This is a genomic window from Flavobacterium artemisiae, assembly GCF_042678225.1.
GTDB classification, from domain to species: Bacteria; Bacteroidota; Bacteroidia; order Flavobacteriales; family Flavobacteriaceae; genus Flavobacterium; species Flavobacterium artemisiae.
Window position 1 is genome coordinate 117,107 of the sequence record NZ_JBHUDZ010000009.1, and the last position, 17,728, is coordinate 134,834.

The window sequence follows — 17,728 nt, forward strand, 5'->3', positions numbered from 1 at the left end:
TTTTTAATCTCGCAATCCCGATAACTATCAGGAGCAAACATGCAAAGTTTAGTGTGTATAATAATTGAATTGCCTCCAGCTTTAGCTGGGGGAATTGAGATTTGACATAGAAAAGGCTTTAGCCAAAAAGGTAAACTTTGGCTAAAGCCTCTTTTATATAGCAATATTATACCTCCAGCTAAAGCTGGAGGCAATTCAAAATACTTTGCGACTTCACTACCGATAGTTATCGGGATTGCGAGACTAAAAATTCAAAACTCTTAACACATTTCATTATTAAAAATCTTAAATTTGAATTTAAATAAATAAAAATGGAAACGAAGGAATTAAGACGTAAGCTTATAAATGATTTTGGAAAATTTATTGACGATGATTCGAAATTGGAAATTTTGGAAAGCGTTTTTGATGCGATTAAACAAGATGAAAAAGATTCCATTATTCCTGATGCCCATTACAATGTAGTTGCTGAAGAAAGAGAAAAATATTTGTCTGGAAAAGTAGAGGCAAGTTCGTGGGAAGAAGCTGAGCAGCGATTGAATGCAAAGTATGGTTTTTAAAATCAAAATTTTACCATTAGCAGAAAAAGAAATTGATGAATCTATCGAATTTTACGAAAGTAGAAGTAAAGGTTTAGGGAAGCAATTTCTAACGTATTTGAAATCCTATCTCAAAGTTTTAAAAACAAATCCAGAATTATACGTAATAAAAAAGAAACCAAGTTATCGAGAAATGACTTTGGTTAAATTTCCCTTTGTTATCATTTATGAGATCATCGGAACAGAAATAATTATTTATTCTGTATTTCACACTTCAAGAAATCCTGAAAAGAAGCCATGATTTTTTTTAAAGATACTAAGATGCTAAGGTTTTGAGATGCTTAGTTTTTTATCTCGTAAAGGCGCAAAGTTTCTTTTCTGAATTTTGTAAAGTTGAATTGCATCCAGCTTTAGCTGGATATAAAAATAATTCCTATGAAAAAGGCTTTAGCCAAACTTTGAGAGTTTTGACTAAAGCCTTTTTTGTATTTCAATAAAAGTAGCTCCAGCTAAAGCTGGAGGCAATTCAAAATATTTTGCGTGTTAGCGACTTTGCGTGCAAATTTCGATCCTATATAATAAAACTTAGCGAACCTTTGCGTAAATCTTAGAGCTCTTTGCGGTAAAAACAACACCCAAAATTTCACACAAAAAACATTGAAAATTAAACTTCAAACAGAACTTTATTGCTTAATTTTGTAACCGCTAAATTAAAATTAACAAACTATGAGTTCATTTGACGTAGTCATTATAGGTTCAGGTCCTGGCGGATATGTATCAGCAATTCGTTGCGCACAATTAGGTTTCAAAACTGCTATTGTAGAAAAATATAATTCATTAGGCGGAACTTGCCTTAACGTAGGTTGTATTCCTTCAAAAGCATTATTATCATCTTCTCATCATTATGCAGAAATTGCTCATTTTGCAGATCACGGAATCGAAGTTTCTGGTGATGTAAAAATCAATTTAGAGAAAATGATCGCGCGTAAACAAGCCGTTGTAGATCAAACCGTTGGTGGAATCAACTACTTAATGGATAAAAATAAAATTACTGTTTTTAATGGTTTAGGATCTTTCGTAGATGCAACTCACATTGCTGTTGCAAAAGCTGACGGAACTTCAGAAACTGTCGAAGCAAAATATACTGTAATTGCTACAGGATCAAAACCATCTTCTTTACCATTCATCAAAATTGATAAAGAAAGAATCATTACTTCTACTGAAGCTTTAGCTTTAAAAGAAGTTCCAAAACACTTAGTTATTATTGGTGGAGGAGTTATCGGAATCGAGCTTGGACAAGTTTACCTTCGTTTAGGAGCACAGGTTTCTGTTGTTGAATTCATGGACAGAATCATTCCAGGAATGGACGGTTCTCTTTCTAAAGAATTGACTAAAGTGTTGAAAAAACAAGGAATGAAATTCTACGTTTCTCACAAAGTAAAATCAGTTGAAAGAAACGGTGATGCTGTTACAGTTCAGGCTGAAAATGCAAAAGGAGAAACAATCACTCTTGAAGGAGATTACTCATTAGTTTCTGTTGGTCGTCGTCCTTACACAGACGGATTAAACGCTGATAAAGCTGGAGTAAAAATTTCAGATAGAGGACAAGTTGAAGTAAACGATCATTTGCAAACTAGTGTTCCAAATATCTACGCTATTGGTGATGTTGTTCGTGGAGCAATGTTAGCACACAAAGCGGAAGAAGAAGGAGTAATGGTTGCTGAAATTTTAGCAGGTCAAAAACCGCATATCGATTACAATTTAATTCCAGGTGTAGTTTACACTTGGCCAGAAGTTGCTGCAGTTGGACAAACTGAAGAGCAATTGAAAGCAGCTGGAGTTGCTTACAAATCAGGAAGTTTCCCATTCAAAGCGTTAGGACGTGCAAGAGCAAGTGCTGATTTAGACGGATTTGTAAAAATCCTTGCTGATGAAAAAACAGATGAGGTTTTAGGAGTTCACATGATTGGTGCTCGTACAGCTGATTTAATTGCTGAAGCGGTTACTGCAATGGAATTCAAAGCTTCGGCTGAAGACATTTCAAGAATGAGCCACGCACACCCAACTTTCGCGGAAGCGGTAAAAGAAGCAGCTTTGGCGGCTACAGAAAACAGGGCTTTACACGTATAATAAACGGTGAATACTTAAAAACCGTCAAAGTCATTTGACGGTTTTTTTATGCGTTTAATTTACGCTTACAAAATGTAATAATTCAAAATAATTTTGTAAATTAGATGTGTGTTTAAGGAGCTATCTTTATGATAATTAAAAAGATAGTGTTATGAAAACTAAATATGTGGTTCCAATTCTGATTGGAGCAGGAATTGGTCTCGCATTATACTCTTGCGGTGGCGGAATTCCGGAAAAAGCACAAGCCGTTACTAATTTTGATGGCACAAAATATCTCGGTAAATGGTATGAAATCGCTAGATTGGATTACAAATGGGAGAGAGATTTGGACAACGTTACTGCCGAGTATTCTTTGAATGAAGATAAAACAATAAAAGTAGATAATAAGGGCTATAATGTCAAAAAAGACAAGTGGGAACAAAGTGTCGGGAAAGCTAGATATGTCAAAAAGGACAATATTGGTATGCTGAAAGTCTCATTTTTTGGTCCTTTTTATTCGGGTTACAATGTTGTAGCCATCGATCAGGATTATAAATACGCGCTGGTTGCGGGAGAAAGTCTCAAATACATGTGGATTCTTTCGCGAGAAAAAACTATTCCAGAAAGTGTAAAAGCAGATTTTCTTATCAAAGCCCAAGAAATTGGGTACAATGTAACCGACTTGGTTTGGGTAAAACACGATAAGGCAAATTAAAAAATAGAAACCCGACAGTTTTAAAGCTGTCGGGTTTTTTATTTTAAATTAATGTTTAAAAATCAAGGAGTAAAAATACTTTTATAGTTATTCCAATATCTATAAATCAAAAATAAATTGGCTGCAAAAAGTAAAATCGCGATAGGCAGTCCCTCTGGCGCAAGGAAATAGTTAATAAATAAAATATTAACCGTAATTGGCAGGATTAAAATATTGGCCAATGTTACATAGCGTCCTGTTATAAAAGCGATTCCACAAAGCAATTCAATTGATTTTGCAAGAGGCATTAAATAAGTCGAGGCCATTAACCCTACATTAAATGCTTTAAAATTTCCTGTAGTTTCTGGCTCTGGCATTAGATGGAAAAAATAACTGATCGATGCAAAAAGAAGCAAAAGACCAATTAGAACACGGACAATAATAGTGGCGATTTTCATAATACTTAGGATTTTTTAAGGTTAAAAAATATAATTATATTATTGGAAAAAATATTGTCGAATTCAAAAGCAGTAATAAAGTCGGTTTTTTGAACTTGCTTTACTGCGGATTTTACAAACAAACTAATTCTATTTTGGGATTAATTTAATGGTATGTCAAATATAACGAATTTTTTCTTATAAAATGATTGTTATTTTAACAGTTTTATATATTCCTTTTTCAGTATTATAAATTTATTTTAAGCTCTCATTGATGAGTCTTTCCATTAATTTATTTAAATATTCAACTTGGTAATTCCCTACAGAAGCTATAAGATGGTCATTTCCGATACCGCTGTCATTGGTTATAAAAATGTAGGTTCCGTTGGTCGCGATTGCCATATAACGCATCAAAAATTCCGTTTCTTTGTCAATACCGCTGGCCGTAATTGGGATAATTTTAATTCCTTTTTTACTAGCTGTCTGGATTAAATTATGAATTTGGGTAATAATTTGATCATTATAATGAGGTGGCGCGTCTAGAACAAGAAAAAGAATTCTTGATGTCGCATTTTCAGACCATTGCAGATTATTTATAGATTCATCCAAAGCGGTTTCTACAGCTTCAGGAAAATCGCCGCCTCCGTCAGCAGATTGTTCTTTAATGAAAGAAACTGTATCACTGCTATTTGAAGAAAATGGAGATACTTTTGTTACATATTGGTCTCCTTTGTCTCTGTAAAAAACAGCTCCCATATTTATTTTTAAATTTTGGTTTTTATTTTTTACTTGAGAGATTACATCGGTTAATTCTTCTTTTAGATAATCAATTTCGTCGCCCATAGAACCTGTAGCGTCTACCATAAACGCAATGTCGATATTTTGCTCTGTTTTTTGTTTGTAGGCATTCTGCAAAACAAGTTTGTTGATTGTTCCTTTTTTATAAGTTTCAATATTTTCGAATATTTGATCACCAATTTTAATTTTCAGGTTTTGTTTATTCGACTGATTTTTATTTTCTAACGAAGGCCATAATTCTGCATTTCCTTTATTGTTAGTTCTTGAATTCCAGACAACTTCGTTTTGAGAGTTTAATAACGCGACAGGAATATCAATTACATTTTCAGAATTAGATTGTACGTTTACAGAAATTCTGTTTTCAAAATTATAGTTCCAATAGCTGCTCATTTGAGAAAATTCAGAATTTCCGTTTAGAGATTCCCAAAAATCCCAATTGTTTAAATCATTCCATTCGCCGGCAGTAATTTGTCCAGCCTCGATTTGTTTTTGAGAATCATTTTCAGAAGAGTCGGTCGTCACATCAGCGCGATCTTCAATACTTACAGATTCTAATTTTACGTCTGCTGACGAAGTCGAATCTGCTTTTTTGCAGGAAATAAAGGTTACAATAAGCAACAAGCTCATCAAAAATAATTTGGCATTTGTTTTCATAGATGTCTTTTTAGATTGATTAATAATATTTAATTGGTTATAGCAATTTGCTTATTGTTCTTTTAAGTTTTCCTGCAGGTAAAAATTAAAAAATGCAAAGCATACTTTTTGCTATACTAAAAAGTGTGCCAATAATTTTTAGAGATTATTTAATCGAAGGATTTTTTTTGTCGTAATTTTGAAATCTAAAAATTACCCTTTTTTGAGAGTTTCCATTCATAAAAATATTACAGATCCAAAACAATTCAAGCTGCAGCTTTTAAGTTGGGCGCAGCAGTTTCGGGAAGTCACTTTTTTAGACAGTAATTCCTATCCGCAGCAATATTCTACTTTTGATTTTGTGCTGGCTGTAGATGCTTTTACGTCTTTAAAAACGGATTATTACAATGCTTTTGAAGATTTAAAACAATACCAGCAAAATACCAAAGACTGGCTTTTTGGCTATCTTTCTTATGATTTAAAGAATGATATTGAAGAGCTGCAATCTAATAATTTTGACGGATTACATTTTCCTGATTTGTTTTTCTTTCAACCTAAAAAACTTTTTTTATTGAAAGGAAATCAGCTTGAAATTCAATATTTACGTTTTTGTGATGATGAACTTGAATTGGATTTTGAAGAAATTGAAAAAGAGCAAATCGATGTTTTTGAATCTGTAAATAAAATAGAAATCAAGCAGCGAATTTCGAAAGAGTTATACGTACAGAAAGTGCAAAAAATGCTGGAACATATTCATATAGGTGATATGTACGAAGCCAATTTTTGTATGGAATTTTACGCTGAAAATGCGGTTATAAATCCGTTAGAAAAATTTCAAAAATTAGACGAAATTTCACAAGCGCCTTTCTCTGTTTTCTTTAAAAATAATAAACAATATCTTCTTTCTGCTTCGCCAGAACGTTATTTAAAGAAAGTTGGAGATACGATTATTTCACAGCCTATCAAAGGAACTTCAAAACGTTTTTTAGATCCAGAAGAAGACGAAAAATCGAAACATTATCTTGAAAATGATGCAAAAGAACGCGCAGAAAATATTATGATAACCGATTTAGTTCGTAACGATTTATCGCATACGGCGCAAAAAGGTTCTGTAGAAGTCTCAGAGCTTTGCGGTATTTATTCGTTTCTGCAGGTGCATCAAATGATCTCGACAGTCACTTCGAAAATAGATCCGCAATATACTGCGATAGATGTTCTAAAAACAACATTTCCGATGGGAAGTATGACTGGAGCGCCAAAAATTTCGGTAATGAATATTATTGAAAATCTGGAAGAAACAAAAAGAGGTTTGTACAGCGGTGCGGTAGGCTATTTTGCACCAGATGGAGATTTTGATTTTAATGTCGTAATTAGAAGTATTTTATACAATCAAGAAAATAAATATGTTTCTTTTTCGGTTGGAAGTGCCATTACAGCGCAATCAATTCCAGAAAAAGAATACGAAGAATGTCTGCTAAAAGCTAAGGCAATGCATGAAGTTTTGCAATAATAAAAAGTTAGCCACAAATTAGTGCTAATCATTTTTATAGATCATGGTGAAAAAATATATAGCCACAGATTAAAGGATTAAAAGGATTAAAATCTGCGTGAATTTTTTAATCTGTGGCAAAAAATATGCACCATCTGCATAAAAAATAATTAGCGCTAATTGTGGTAAAAATTGCTCAACCTGCATGAAAAAAATTAGTGAAATTTGTGTAATTCATGGCTGAAAAAAAAGACCATGCTTAACATTTCATTTAAAAATAGATCGAATTTAATTTTTTACTTTTATCAAATGGTTTCAAAATTCCAAAATCATATCATTTCCAGATTTCCCTTCCTGGCAGAAAAAAAACTTTTTCTAGCAGTTAGCGGTGGACTTGATAGTATGGTTTTGTTACATTTAATGAAACAATTGCCGTATGAAATTGCCGTTTTGCACTGCAATTTTCAGCTTCGCGGTTTAGAAAGTTTTGGTGATCAGGAGTTCATTCAAAACTATTGCGATCAAAATAATATTCCCATTATTACGACTCATTTTGATACCAAAGCATTTGCAGAAGATTATAAGTTATCAACGCAGGTTGCGGCGCGCGAACTTCGTTACAGTTGGTTTTACGAACAATTAGAAGAACAACATTTCGATTATATCTTGACGGCGCATCATGCAGACGATAATCTGGAAACTTTTATCATAAATCTTACCCGCGGAACTGGTTTAGAAGGCTTAACTGGAATTCCAGAACAAAATGATAAAGTAATTCGTCCGTTGCTGCCATTTTCGAGAGAAGAAATTTCGAATTATGCTCAGGAAAATGCTATTGAATGGAGAGAAGACAGCAGTAATGCATCAAATAAATATCTGCGAAATAAGATACGCCATGATTTAGTTCCTATTTTAAAAGAAATCAATCCGAATTTTTTGCATGCTTTTCAGAAAACGCAATCGTATCTTCAAGAATCAAAAGAAATGGTTGAAGATGCCTCGATCATGATTTATCAGCGGGTTGCCAAAGAAATGGGAGAGGATATTCATTTTGATTTACTACAGCTTAAAAAACTTCCTAATTATAAATCTTATTTGTATGAATGGCTGAAGGAATTTGGTTTTTCGGCATGGAATGACATTTATGATCTCATAAATGGACAATCAGGCAAACAAGTATTTTCGGAAGAATTTCGATTACTAAAGAATAGAGAAACCTTAATTTTAAGTCCGCTTTCGGAAATTGAAGAAGAGCAGGAAGTTCAAATAAATGAAGGCGATACAGAAGTTAATTTTCCCTTAAAATTAAAGCTTTGTAACGTTGGTCACATAAGTTTAGGTTCAAATAAAGCTATCTTTGTGGACGCTGAAAAAATCCAGTTTCCGCTGACATTACGTAAATGGAATGAAGGCGATGTTTTTTATCCATTTGGGATGAATGGAAAGTCCAAAAAAGTAAGCAAGCTTTTTAAAGATGAAAAATTATCGTTGATCGAAAAAGAAAAAACCTGGCTTTTGTGTTCTGATAATCTGATTGTATGGGTTGTTGGAATTAGGCAAGACGAACGTTTTAAAATAAAAAATACTACAAACAAAATACTTAAAATAGAACTGCAATAATGAACTTTACGCAAAACCATCAGACAATTTTGTCGAAAAATGTTTGGACTAAAACCATTTTACTTTTGTTGTTTTTCTTTGCTGCTTTTACACAGGTAAACGCGCAAATGGTAGAACCTGTAAAATGGACTTCTAAAATTGAAAAGAAATCGGGTAATAACGCTGTTATAATTTTTGAAGGAACAATTGACAAAGACTGGCATGTCTACTCACAATTTACACCAGATGGAGGGCCATTGGCACTTGAGGTTTCTTTTAAAAATCAAAAAGGGAATTATGAATTAGTTGGAAAAGCTAAAGAGAGCAAAACCAAAAAAGCGTTTAATGATGTTTTTGGTGTTGACGAAATTTTCTTTGAAGGAAAAGCGCGTATCGAGCAAGAAATCACAATTATAAATCCGAATTTAAAAACTGTTGATGCTGAATTGGATTATCAGGTTTGTAAAGAAGTCTGCATTAATTCGAATAAAAAATTCTCGATTGCAATTCCAGGAAATTTTAACGCTGCTGCAATTCCGACAGTTTCAGAAGTAAAACAAGACGAAACTAAAAGAGTTGGTCTGGCAGTTGATACTGTAACAAAAACACCAGTAGCTGCAAAAATTGAAGATGTAAAAGCGGTAGATAATACTACTGCGAAAGTTGTTGAAGAATCAGAAAAACCGGCATCATCTAGAAGTTTATCGTCTATATTTTTTATTGCCTTTTTATCAGGATTTGCTGCATTATTAACGCCTTGTGTGTTCCCAATGATCCCGATGACTGTAAGTTTCTTTACTAAACAAAGTAAAAGCAGAGCAAAAGGAATAAGAAATGCTATTATCTACGGACTTTCAATTATTGCGATTTATGTAATTTTAGGTCTTATTGTAACTAAAATATTTGGTGCAGATGCTTTAAATGCTTTATCTACAGATGTTTGGTTTAACTTGATTTTCTTCGTCATCCTAATCATTTTTGCTACGTCATTTTTAGGAGCTTTTGAAATTATGCTTCCAAATTCTTGGGCAAACAAAGCCGATCAACAAGCTGATAAAGGCGGTATAATTGGAATTTTATTCATGGCTTTAGCTTTAGCAATTGTATCTTTCTCTTGTACAGGACCAATTGTCGGAACTTTATTAGTTGATGCTGCTTCAAATGGAGGTATTGCTCCAGTGGTCGGAATGTTAGGATTTTCTTCTGCATTAGCATTGCCGTTTATGTTTTTTGCAATGTTTCCAGGTTATTTAAATTCATTGCCAAAATCTGGCGGATGGTTAAATACTGTAAAAGTGGTTTTAGGATTTTTAGAATTGGCTTTAGCATTCAAATTTTTATCAAACGCCGATTTAGTTTTACAATTGCATTTCTTAGAAAGAGAAGTATTTATTGCTATTTGGATCGCTATTTTCGCTGCGTTGACTTTGTATTTATTCGGAAAAATTACTTTGCCTCACGATAGTCCTATGCAGCATATTTCTGTTGGAAGATTGTATTTGGGACTTCTTACTTTAGTATTCACGTTTTATTTGATTCCTGGACTTTGGGGTGCGCCTTTAAAATTAATCAGTGCATTCCCGCCACCGCCTACTTATAGCGAAAGTCCATTTGGTGTTGGAGGTTCTGGACACGCAGCTGTTTCAGAAGAAACGATTAAAGGATTGCCGGAAGGTGCAGAATTAGGCCCGCACGGAATTATGGTTTTTCATGATTATGAAGATGGTGTAGCTTACGCAAAAGAAATTAAAAAGCCAATTATGCTTGATTTCACTGGTTACGCATGCGTAAACTGTAGAAAAATGGAAAATAATGTTTGGTCTGATCCAAAAGTTCTGCCAATTCTAAAAAATGATGTGGTATTGATTTCACTTTATGTTGATGATAAACGTGAATTACCAAAAGAAGAACAATTTGTAACCAAAGCAGGAGATAAAATCATTACAACAGGCGACAAATGGACAGATTTTATGATTTCTAAATATAAAACCAATACACAGCCTTTGTATGTAATTACAGATTTGGAAGAGAATAATTTAAATAGCTCTAAACCAACAATAAGCTATGTAAGTACAGAAGAATATTTACACTGGTTGAAAGAAGGGATTGGTAATTTTAAGTAATTAGAAAATTAGAAAATTAGAAAATTAGAAAATTAGAAAATTAGAAATAGAATATTAAACCAATATACCTTACTCTAAATTCTAAAATCTACAATCAAAAAATCTACAATAACAAAAAAGCACTCTAAGTAAGACCTAGAGTGCTTTTTTTATCAAGTAACGAAAGTGAAAATTAATTTCTTATAAGAATTCTCCGTGTTGAGAGATATCTAATCCTAATTCTTCTTTTTCTTCTGTAACTCTTAGAGGAGTAATTTTATTTACAATGAAGAATAAAGCGTAAGAAGCAACGAAAGCAAAGATTGAAACTACAACAAGAGCAGTTAGCTGGTTGATGAACAATGTTGGAGTTCCGAAGATTAAACCTTGATTGTCTCCAACAGCTGGGTTAATTGCTTTAGAAGCAAAAACTCCAGTTAACAACATACCTACCATACCACCAACACCGTGACAAGCAAATACATCTAGAGCATCATCGATTTTTCCTTTAGGGAATTTGCTTACTACAATGTTACTCACAATTGCAGAGAATAAACCAATAAAGATTGCGTGAGGAATGCTTACGAAACCAGCAGCAGGAGTAATAGCAACTAAACCAACAACTGCACCGATACAAGCTCCAAGAGCAGATAATTTGTGTCCTAAAATCTTATCAAGGAAAACCCAAGCCATTGCAGCAGCTGCAGCAGCAACAGTAGTTGTTCCTAAAGCTTGAGCAGCAAGACCATTTGCTCCTAAAGCAGATCCAGCGTTAAAACCAAACCATCCGAACCAAAGCAAACCTGTTCCTAATAATACATAAGTAATTCTAGCAGGATTCGCTTTTTGAACTTTTCTTTTTCCTAAGAACATTGCACCAGCTAAAGCTGCCCATCCAGCACTCATGTGTACTACAGTTCCTCCAGCAAAGTCAAGAACTCCCATTTTGAAGAAGATTCCGTCAGGATGCCATGTCATGTGAGCAAGTGGAGTATATATTAATAATATGAATAAAACCATGAACAGTAAATAAGCCCAGAAACGGATACGTTCTGCAAAAGCACCTGTAATTAAAGCAGGAGTAATGATGGCGAATTTTGCTTGAAATAATGCGAATAATATGAATGGAATTGTTGGTGCAAGGCTCCATGCTGTATTAGTTCCAACTCCTTCAAAGAATAAATTATAAGATGGATTTCCGATAATTCCTCCAATAGTTGGTCCAAAAGCCAATCCAAAAGCTACAACAGTCCAAAGAATAGTAACAATTACCATTGCCATAAAACTTTGAAGCATTGTACTAATTACGTTTTTCTTACCTACCATACCTCCGTAGAAAAATCCTAAACCTGGCGTCATCAACAATACAAATGCAGTTGCAACGATCATCCAAGCTGTATCTCCGGTATCAAACTTTACAGCTTCGGCTGGAATTGGGTTATCCGAAATGATAAAATTCGATATAAAGGATAGTACCAAAATTGTGATAAGAATCACACTTAAAATAATTTTTCGCATAGTTATTTAGTTTTAAAATTTTTTATAAAAGTATAAAATCAATCGACACCCCAATAAAAAATAGGGTATACTCATTAATTTTTGTTAATTTTTCATTTTAACCCCCTATGTTTTGATTCTATTTGTTAAAATGAACTTAAAATTTACAATTTGGTAATCTCAAACACCTCTGTTTTGATTTTTTTATTGATTTTACGCTTTAAAACTGAATAATTATGATGGCATTTAGGGTAATTATTGCTTTATCTTCGACTATTTTCTAAAAATTATTGTTTTATAAAAGAAAATGGCATCAAACGAAGAATTCGCCTGATGCCATTTTTATAGCAAGAAATTTTAAAATTATTTCTGGTTGAATTTAGCTTTGAATTTATTATTCAATTTAACTTGAAAAGTTTCTAAGTTAATATTTCGTCCCTGAATAAAGGCAGTTGTCAATTTATTAGTTCTCATGTCTAAAGCATCGCCTTCAGAAATAAATAAAGTAGCATCTTTACCTGTTTCCAAAGTACCGCAAGTTGCATCAATACCCAATAATTTTGCTGTGTTTGAAGTAATTAATTGTACAGCTTTTTCTTTGTCAAGGCCAAATGCAGCACAAGTTCCAGCTAAGAAAGGCAGGTTTCTAACACTCATACGCTCGTGATCGCCGCTGTTTTCTAGACCTACAAGAATACCTTTATCTACAAGAATTTTAGCCATTTTGTAGGGTAAATTCACGTCTTGATCGGCACTTGTCGGCATATCGTGAACACGTCTTAATAAAACACCAACGTTGTGTTTTTGTAATACATCACTAGCTTTGTAAGCTTCGAAACCGCCAACGATAACAATTTTAGTGATTCCGTTATTAACTGCCATTTGAATAGCGTCTACAATTTGTTTTTCTTCATCAGCGTGGATGTAAAGAATTTGAGTTCCGTCAAACAAACCTTTTGCCGCTTCTAAAATGATATTTCTTTCTTTTGCCGCAGCTTGGTTGTAAGCTTTAGCATTAAGTAAAAAGGCATTTACTTCTTCTGCTTGTTTTGGATAATCCTTGTTTGGTTCTATAATTCCAGGCTCAAACCAGTTTCCAGATTTTTTAAAGCTAGACGGGAAGTTAAGGTGAATTCCGTCATTTTCTTTTAAAATTGCATCGTTCCAGCTCCAAGCATCTAATTGTACCACAGAAGAAGTTCCAGAAATTCTGCCTCCTCTTGGTGTAATCTGAGCCATCAAAACGCCGTTTGGACGAACAGTTTCTACAACTTTGGATTCTGAATTATAAGCAATAATACTTCTCACATTCGGATTAAAACTTCCGATTTCTTCCTCGTCATTAGAAGATTTCACGGCATCAATTTCAACTAATCCCAATGTAGCATTTGGAGCAATAAAACCTGGATAAACGTGTTTTCCAGTTGCGTCAATCGTTGTATCATAAGCATTCTCTGCCAGTCTGATTGTCGAAGCATCTGCCACTAAGGTTAGTTTTCCGTCTTTAAATCCGATTGCGCTGTTCTGAATTACAGTTCCGTTTCCTAAGTGCGCAACGGCATTCAAAATTAAAACCGATTTTGATTGTTTTGGTGCTGGTATTTGCTGTGCGCTCAATTGTACAGAAGTGCAAAACAATAATGCCAGTTTGAATATATTTTTGTGTGTCATCTTTTCTCTATTAATCATTACAAATTTTCTAAAAGCTCTTACCATTGCTCCAAAGTGTCACAGTGGTATTCTTTTTTCTCTTTTCTTGTTGGCTGCTGCGTACTGTTTCCTTTGTTTTTTTCTTGCAGCATTTGTCCAATCAATTCATTTCTTTCTTTTGTAATAGCCAATTGTTTTTGAGCATCTTTTTCAAGATCAAAATAAACAACTCCTTCGATAATCGTTTTTTCAGCTTTAGCATAAATAGACAACGGGTTTTCGCTCCATAAAACGACATCGGCATCTTTACCTACTTTTAAACTTCCTACTTTATCATCAATGTGTAATAATTTAGCAGGATTCAATGTTACAAATTTCCAAGCATCTTCTTCAGAAACATTTCCGTATTTAACAGCTTTTGCAGCTTCTTGATTCAAACGTCTAGACATTTCAGCATCATCAGAGTTATAAGCTACAACCAATCCTTCATTATGCATAATTGGTCCGTTGAAGGGAATTGCATCGTTTACTTCAAATTTATAAGCCCACCAATCTGAGAATGTTGAAGCTCCAACACCGTGTTGTTTCATTTTATCAGCTACTTTATAACCTTCTAAAATATGTGTAAATGTATTTACTCTGAAATTGAATTTTTCAGCCACATTCATCAACATTAAAATTTCAGACTCTACATAAGAGTGACAAGTAATAAAACGCTCTTTATTTAAAATTTCAGCAAGTGTTTGTAATTCTAGATCCACTCTTGGTGCTTTTCCTTTTTTATTTCCAGAATTGAATTTTTTCCAGTTTTCGTCATATTCTTTCGCTAATTGGAAATAATCTGTAAAAACCTGTTCAACACCCATTCTAGTTTGAGGGAAACGAGTCGGGTTATCAATTCCCCAATTTGCTTGTTTTACGTTTTCACCTAAAGCAAATTTGATAAACTTCGGCTGGTTTTTATAAAGCATTTCATCTGCAGAAGAACCCCATTTCCATTTTACGATAGCAGAACGACCGCCAATTGGGTTTGCAGATCCGTGTAATAATTGAGAAATGGTTACTCCACCTGCTAAATCTCTATATATATTAATATCCTCAGAGTTTACAACATCCTGAATTGTTACTTCGGCTGTTGAGTTGTGTCCGCTTTCGTTAACACCTTTTGAAATGGCAATATGCGAGTGTTCGTCAATAATACCACTTGTAATGTGTTTTCCTTTAGCATCAATAACTGTTGCAGCAGCATCAGAAAGATTTTTACCAACAGCAGCAATTTTTCCGTTTTTGATTAAAACATCAGTTTCAGTCAGAATACCTTCTTTTTCATTCGTCCAAACAGTAGCATTTTTGAATAATAAAGTTTGAGCCGTTTGTTTTTTTGTATCTCCAAAAGCGACGTTAGGATATGTTATCGGCATTACTGCATTTGGTTTTTCTGCTTTTGTAGAATCTTTTACAGCTGTAAACGGACTTGTTTTAACTGCATTCCAAACCAATTCATCTCCGTTTGATAAAGTTGCTTTACCAGACAAGTTAGATTGATTTTCGATTAATCCCGTTAAGCGTGTAAAGCTTGATTTGATCGTATCAGCAGGTTTAATAACGAGAGTTATCCAGTTTTTAGCAATAGAGAAAGTACTTTTTACTTTTTTAGAATCTGTTGTAGTGATTTCCGATTTTTGAGCATCAGCAGTTCCGTCGATTTTCCATTTGTAAGTATCTTTTCCGATCGTTAAATCGTAATTACCGCGAATATCTTTTGCGTTAAGATCATTTACAACAAATTTAGATCCTTGAACCCAGTTTTCGTATAAAACCGTTTTCTCGTCAAAAATTTCTCCAGAAGTAATAATAAAGTTAGCATAACTTCCAGTTTTTAAAGTTCCAATTTCATTGCTTTTTCCTAAAAGAGCGGCAGGAACAGTAGTTAAAGCTTCTAAAGCTTTTGTTTTATCAAAACCATACTTTATTGCTTTTAATAAATTAGGTTTAAAATCTTCAATCTTTTTTAATTTGTCAGTCGTAAGTGCAAATACGATTCCGTTATCAGAAAGTACTTTTAAATTGGTCGGCGCCTGATTCCAGAAACGCATATCTGTCAATTCGATTTGATTTGATAAATATGGATTTGAAACATCGTAAGCCTCTGGGAAATTGATCGGAATGATAAATTTTGCATTCGTATTTTTGATTTCTTCAATTCTCTCAAATTCGTTTCCGCTTCCTTTTAAGATGTAATTTAAATTGAATTCTTTAGCGATTTTAGACGCTCTTAAACTATTTAATTTATCTTCTGAAGCAAAAATCTGAACCAGTTTTTCATTCGCTGCCAAAGCTTCTAATGATAAATCTTTAGTTTCAGAATTTCCTTTTTTGTACCAGTCTAAGTCTAAATACATCTGACGAAGTAACGCCATCATACCCATTAAAGAACTTGGATACGCCTGATTCGTCAAAGCACTTTTGGTAAAAGCAAAATGGTTAGTAATCTTATTAGCAATAACTTGATTTTTGTTATCTGTATTATTAAGCGCCACCAAAATACCAGTTCCCTGCGCAATTCCATCAGTAACGTGGCTTCCAACAACTCCAAAACCGGCTTTCAATAATTCGTCAGCTTTTGGCTGGTCGTATTTAAAAGCTTCGTAACCGTTAACTTCAGGTCTCACACTTTCATTCCAGTAATAACCAGTTTTTTTAGTGTCATAAGTCTGATTTCGGTTACGGCCAGGAGGCAGATTACTTTTTGGTTTTTCGATACCAAAATTAGTGTAGATATCAATAAATGATGGATAAACAGTCTTTCCAGACAGATCAATGGTGATGCTGTTTTTAGGAATAGTAACATTTGTTCCGACAGCGATTACTTTACCGTCTTGTATCAGTAAAGATCCTTTTTCAATTTTTTGAGTCGGAGTAACATAAATAGTAGCATTGGTTAAAACAGTAAAATTTTTGTTTTGATTATGCACACTTTCATTAACAGGGAAATAATCTTGAGCGTAGGTTTTTGTTAAAAAAACACTCAAAAAGAGTAGTAGTAGGGCTTTTTTCATATAGTATTTACAATTTTGCTGCTAAAAATATGAAATATATGTTATAACCCTTTTGTTTTTTTGAAATGTTTTATCTTTAATTTTAAAGAAGTATAAAAAACACACTTTAAATAAAAGTCTGAAAACAATTTTAAGAATGGAAAATAAAAAAGTGCAATGGGGAATCATCGGATTAGGAAATATCGCTGCTCAGTTTGCATCCGATTTACTCTTAATAGAAGATGCGGTTTTAACTGCGTGTGCATCAAGAGAAAAAAAGAAGGCTGATGATTTTGCATTACAATACAATTCGCAGAAAAGTTATGGTTCCTATGAAGAATTGTTTAATGACGAAACTATTGACATTGTTTACATTGCAACGCCGCATAATTCACACGCCGAATTAACCATCAAAGCCTTAGAAAGCGGTAAACATGTGTTATGCGAAAAACCAATGGCTTTATCTTTTTCTGATGCGGTAAAAATGGTTGAAGCTTCTAAAAAGCATAATAAGTTTTTTATGGAAGCCTTTTGGACACGTTTTATTCCAAGTATTCAGGATATCATCCAAAAAGTGAATACGAAAAAAATTGGAGATCCAAACTACATAAAAGCTGATTTTGCCTTTTACGGAAGTGAAACTGAAAACAAACGTCTTTTTGATAAAGAAATGGGCGGCGGGGCACTTTTTGACATCGGTGTTTATCCTTTGTTTTTGTCTTATGTTTTGCTCGGAAATCCAAAAGAGATTATTGCAAAAGCAATTAAACACAAAAATGATATAGATTTGCAAACGTCTATGATTTTACAATATGAGTCTGCTCAAGCTGTTTTGCACGCTTCTATAGTTTCAGATTCAGATTTAAAAGCTTCTATAAGCGGTACAAATGGAAGGATAGAAATTAATTCTCCGTGGTATGTTCCAGATGGATATTCATTAATTAAAAATGGAGAAGAAGCTACATTCTCATTTCCTGTCCTCGGAAAAGGATATTCCTATGAAATTATGGAATGCCAAAATTGTATTCGAAACAATCAAATTGAAAGTAAACTTTGGTCGCACCAAAATTGTTTGGATTTGAGTAGAATCGTGGAGGAGGTTAAAACACAGATTAGATTACCATTTTAAATATTTAAGTTACAGTC

The 17,728-nt window shown here is 33.6% G+C and carries 13 protein-coding genes; 8 read left to right on the forward strand and 5 right to left on the reverse strand.

Annotation, left to right across the window (positions count from 1 at the left end; translation table 11 throughout):
* The first annotated feature begins 311 nt into the window (after positions 1 to 311).
* The 4 genes from ACFSC2_RS09550 (at position 312) to ACFSC2_RS09565 (ending at position 3,360) form a co-directional block, all read left to right on the forward strand.
* Positions 312 to 557: a hypothetical protein gene (locus tag ACFSC2_RS09550; protein ID WP_379814216.1), complete on the forward strand. Its 246-nt coding sequence runs from the start codon at positions 312 to 314 to the stop codon at positions 555 to 557.
* The gene (locus tag ACFSC2_RS09555; protein ID WP_379814215.1) at positions 547 to 837 is read left to right on the forward strand and encodes a type II toxin-antitoxin system RelE/ParE family toxin; all 291 of its coding nucleotides are present in this window, start codon (positions 547 to 549) and stop codon (positions 835 to 837) included. Before ACFSC2_RS09550 ends, ACFSC2_RS09555 begins: the two co-directional genes overlap by 11 nt.
* 425 nt (positions 838 to 1,262) lie before the next feature.
* Positions 1,263 to 2,666 (forward strand): dihydrolipoyl dehydrogenase, encoded by a 1,404-nt coding sequence (gene lpdA / locus ACFSC2_RS09560; RefSeq protein ID WP_379814214.1) that lies wholly within the window; start codon positions 1,263 to 1,265, stop codon positions 2,664 to 2,666.
* Between the two features lie 151 nt (positions 2,667 to 2,817).
* Positions 2,818 to 3,360 (forward strand): lipocalin family protein, encoded by a 543-nt coding sequence (locus ACFSC2_RS09565; RefSeq protein ID WP_379814213.1) that lies wholly within the window; start codon positions 2,818 to 2,820, stop codon positions 3,358 to 3,360.
* Positions 3,361 to 3,422: 62 nt separating this feature from the next.
* Here ACFSC2_RS09565 and ACFSC2_RS09570 read toward each other — a convergent pair whose 3' ends face one another.
* Positions 3,423 to 3,797: a DoxX family membrane protein gene (locus ACFSC2_RS09570; protein ID WP_193844579.1), complete on the reverse strand. Its 375-nt coding sequence runs from the start codon at positions 3,795 to 3,797 to the stop codon at positions 3,423 to 3,425.
* A 234-nt stretch (positions 3,798 to 4,031) separates the two neighbouring features.
* On the reverse strand, positions 4,032 to 5,228 hold the full coding sequence (locus ACFSC2_RS09575; RefSeq protein WP_379814212.1) for a vWA domain-containing protein: 1,197 nt from the start codon (positions 5,226 to 5,228) through the stop codon (positions 4,032 to 4,034).
* A 202-nt stretch (positions 5,229 to 5,430) separates the two neighbouring features.
* Between ACFSC2_RS09575 and ACFSC2_RS09580 the strand changes: the two genes are divergently transcribed.
* From ACFSC2_RS09580 to ACFSC2_RS09590, 3 genes are all read left to right on the forward strand, one after another.
* Positions 5,431 to 6,717, forward strand: coding sequence for an anthranilate synthase component I family protein (locus ACFSC2_RS09580; protein WP_379814211.1), 1,287 nt, complete (start codon positions 5,431 to 5,433; stop codon positions 6,715 to 6,717).
* Positions 6,718 to 7,005: 288 nt separating this feature from the next.
* The gene (tilS, locus tag ACFSC2_RS09585; RefSeq protein ID WP_379814209.1) at positions 7,006 to 8,316 is read left to right on the forward strand and encodes a tRNA lysidine(34) synthetase TilS; all 1,311 of its coding nucleotides are present in this window, start codon (positions 7,006 to 7,008) and stop codon (positions 8,314 to 8,316) included.
* Positions 8,316 to 10,418 (forward strand): protein-disulfide reductase DsbD family protein, encoded by a 2,103-nt coding sequence (locus ACFSC2_RS09590; protein WP_379814208.1) that lies wholly within the window; start codon positions 8,316 to 8,318, stop codon positions 10,416 to 10,418. Before tilS ends, ACFSC2_RS09590 begins: the two co-directional genes overlap by 1 nt.
* A gap of 180 nt (positions 10,419 to 10,598) precedes the next feature.
* Here ACFSC2_RS09590 and ACFSC2_RS09595 read toward each other — a convergent pair whose 3' ends face one another.
* The 3 genes from ACFSC2_RS09595 to ACFSC2_RS09605 all read right to left on the reverse strand — a co-directional run bounded on the left by ACFSC2_RS09595 (position 10,599) and on the right by ACFSC2_RS09605 (position 16,603).
* Positions 10,599 to 11,915, reverse strand: a complete 1,317-nt coding sequence (locus tag ACFSC2_RS09595; RefSeq protein ID WP_379814207.1) for an ammonium transporter — start codon at positions 11,913 to 11,915, stop codon at positions 10,599 to 10,601.
* Between the two features lie 342 nt (positions 11,916 to 12,257).
* Positions 12,258 to 13,583, reverse strand: coding sequence for an amidohydrolase family protein (locus ACFSC2_RS09600; RefSeq protein WP_379818625.1), 1,326 nt, complete (start codon positions 13,581 to 13,583; stop codon positions 12,258 to 12,260).
* A gap of 20 nt (positions 13,584 to 13,603) precedes the next feature.
* Entirely contained in the window at positions 13,604 to 16,603 is a 3,000-nt protein-coding gene (locus tag ACFSC2_RS09605; RefSeq protein WP_379814205.1) for an amidohydrolase family protein, read from the reverse strand.
* A 136-nt stretch (positions 16,604 to 16,739) separates the two neighbouring features.
* Between ACFSC2_RS09605 and ACFSC2_RS09610 the strand changes: the two genes are divergently transcribed.
* On the forward strand, positions 16,740 to 17,711 hold the full coding sequence (locus ACFSC2_RS09610) for a Gfo/Idh/MocA family protein (RefSeq protein ID WP_379814204.1): 972 nt from the start codon (positions 16,740 to 16,742) through the stop codon (positions 17,709 to 17,711).
* Positions 17,712 to 17,728: the final 17 nt, after the last annotated feature.

Coding starts and splice junctions, on each gene's coding strand:
- ACFSC2_RS09550 (WP_379814216.1), top strand. CDS start 312: ATGGAAACGAAGGAATTAAGACGTAAGCTTATAAATGATTTTGGAAAA.
- ACFSC2_RS09555 (WP_379814215.1), top strand. CDS start 547: ATGGTTTTTAAAATCAAAATTTTACCATTAGCAGAAAAAGAAATTGAT.
- lpdA (WP_379814214.1), top strand. CDS start 1,263: ATGAGTTCATTTGACGTAGTCATTATAGGTTCAGGTCCTGGCGGATAT.
- ACFSC2_RS09565 (WP_379814213.1), top strand. CDS start 2,818: ATGAAAACTAAATATGTGGTTCCAATTCTGATTGGAGCAGGAATTGGT.
- ACFSC2_RS09570 (WP_193844579.1), bottom strand. CDS start 3,797: ATGAAAATCGCCACTATTATTGTCCGTGTTCTAATTGGTCTTTTGCTT.
- ACFSC2_RS09575 (WP_379814212.1), bottom strand. CDS start 5,228: ATGAAAACAAATGCCAAATTATTTTTGATGAGCTTGTTGCTTATTGTA.
- tilS (WP_379814209.1), top strand. CDS start 7,006: ATGGTTTCAAAATTCCAAAATCATATCATTTCCAGATTTCCCTTCCTG.
- ACFSC2_RS09590 (WP_379814208.1), top strand. CDS start 8,316: ATGAACTTTACGCAAAACCATCAGACAATTTTGTCGAAAAATGTTTGG.
- ACFSC2_RS09595 (WP_379814207.1), bottom strand. CDS start 11,915: ATGCGAAAAATTATTTTAAGTGTGATTCTTATCACAATTTTGGTACTA.
- ACFSC2_RS09600 (WP_379818625.1), bottom strand. CDS start 13,583: ATGATTAATAGAGAAAAGATGACACACAAAAATATATTCAAACTGGCA.
- ACFSC2_RS09605 (WP_379814205.1), bottom strand. CDS start 16,603: ATGAAAAAAGCCCTACTACTACTCTTTTTGAGTGTTTTTTTAACAAAA.
- ACFSC2_RS09610 (WP_379814204.1), top strand. CDS start 16,740: ATGGAAAATAAAAAAGTGCAATGGGGAATCATCGGATTAGGAAATATC.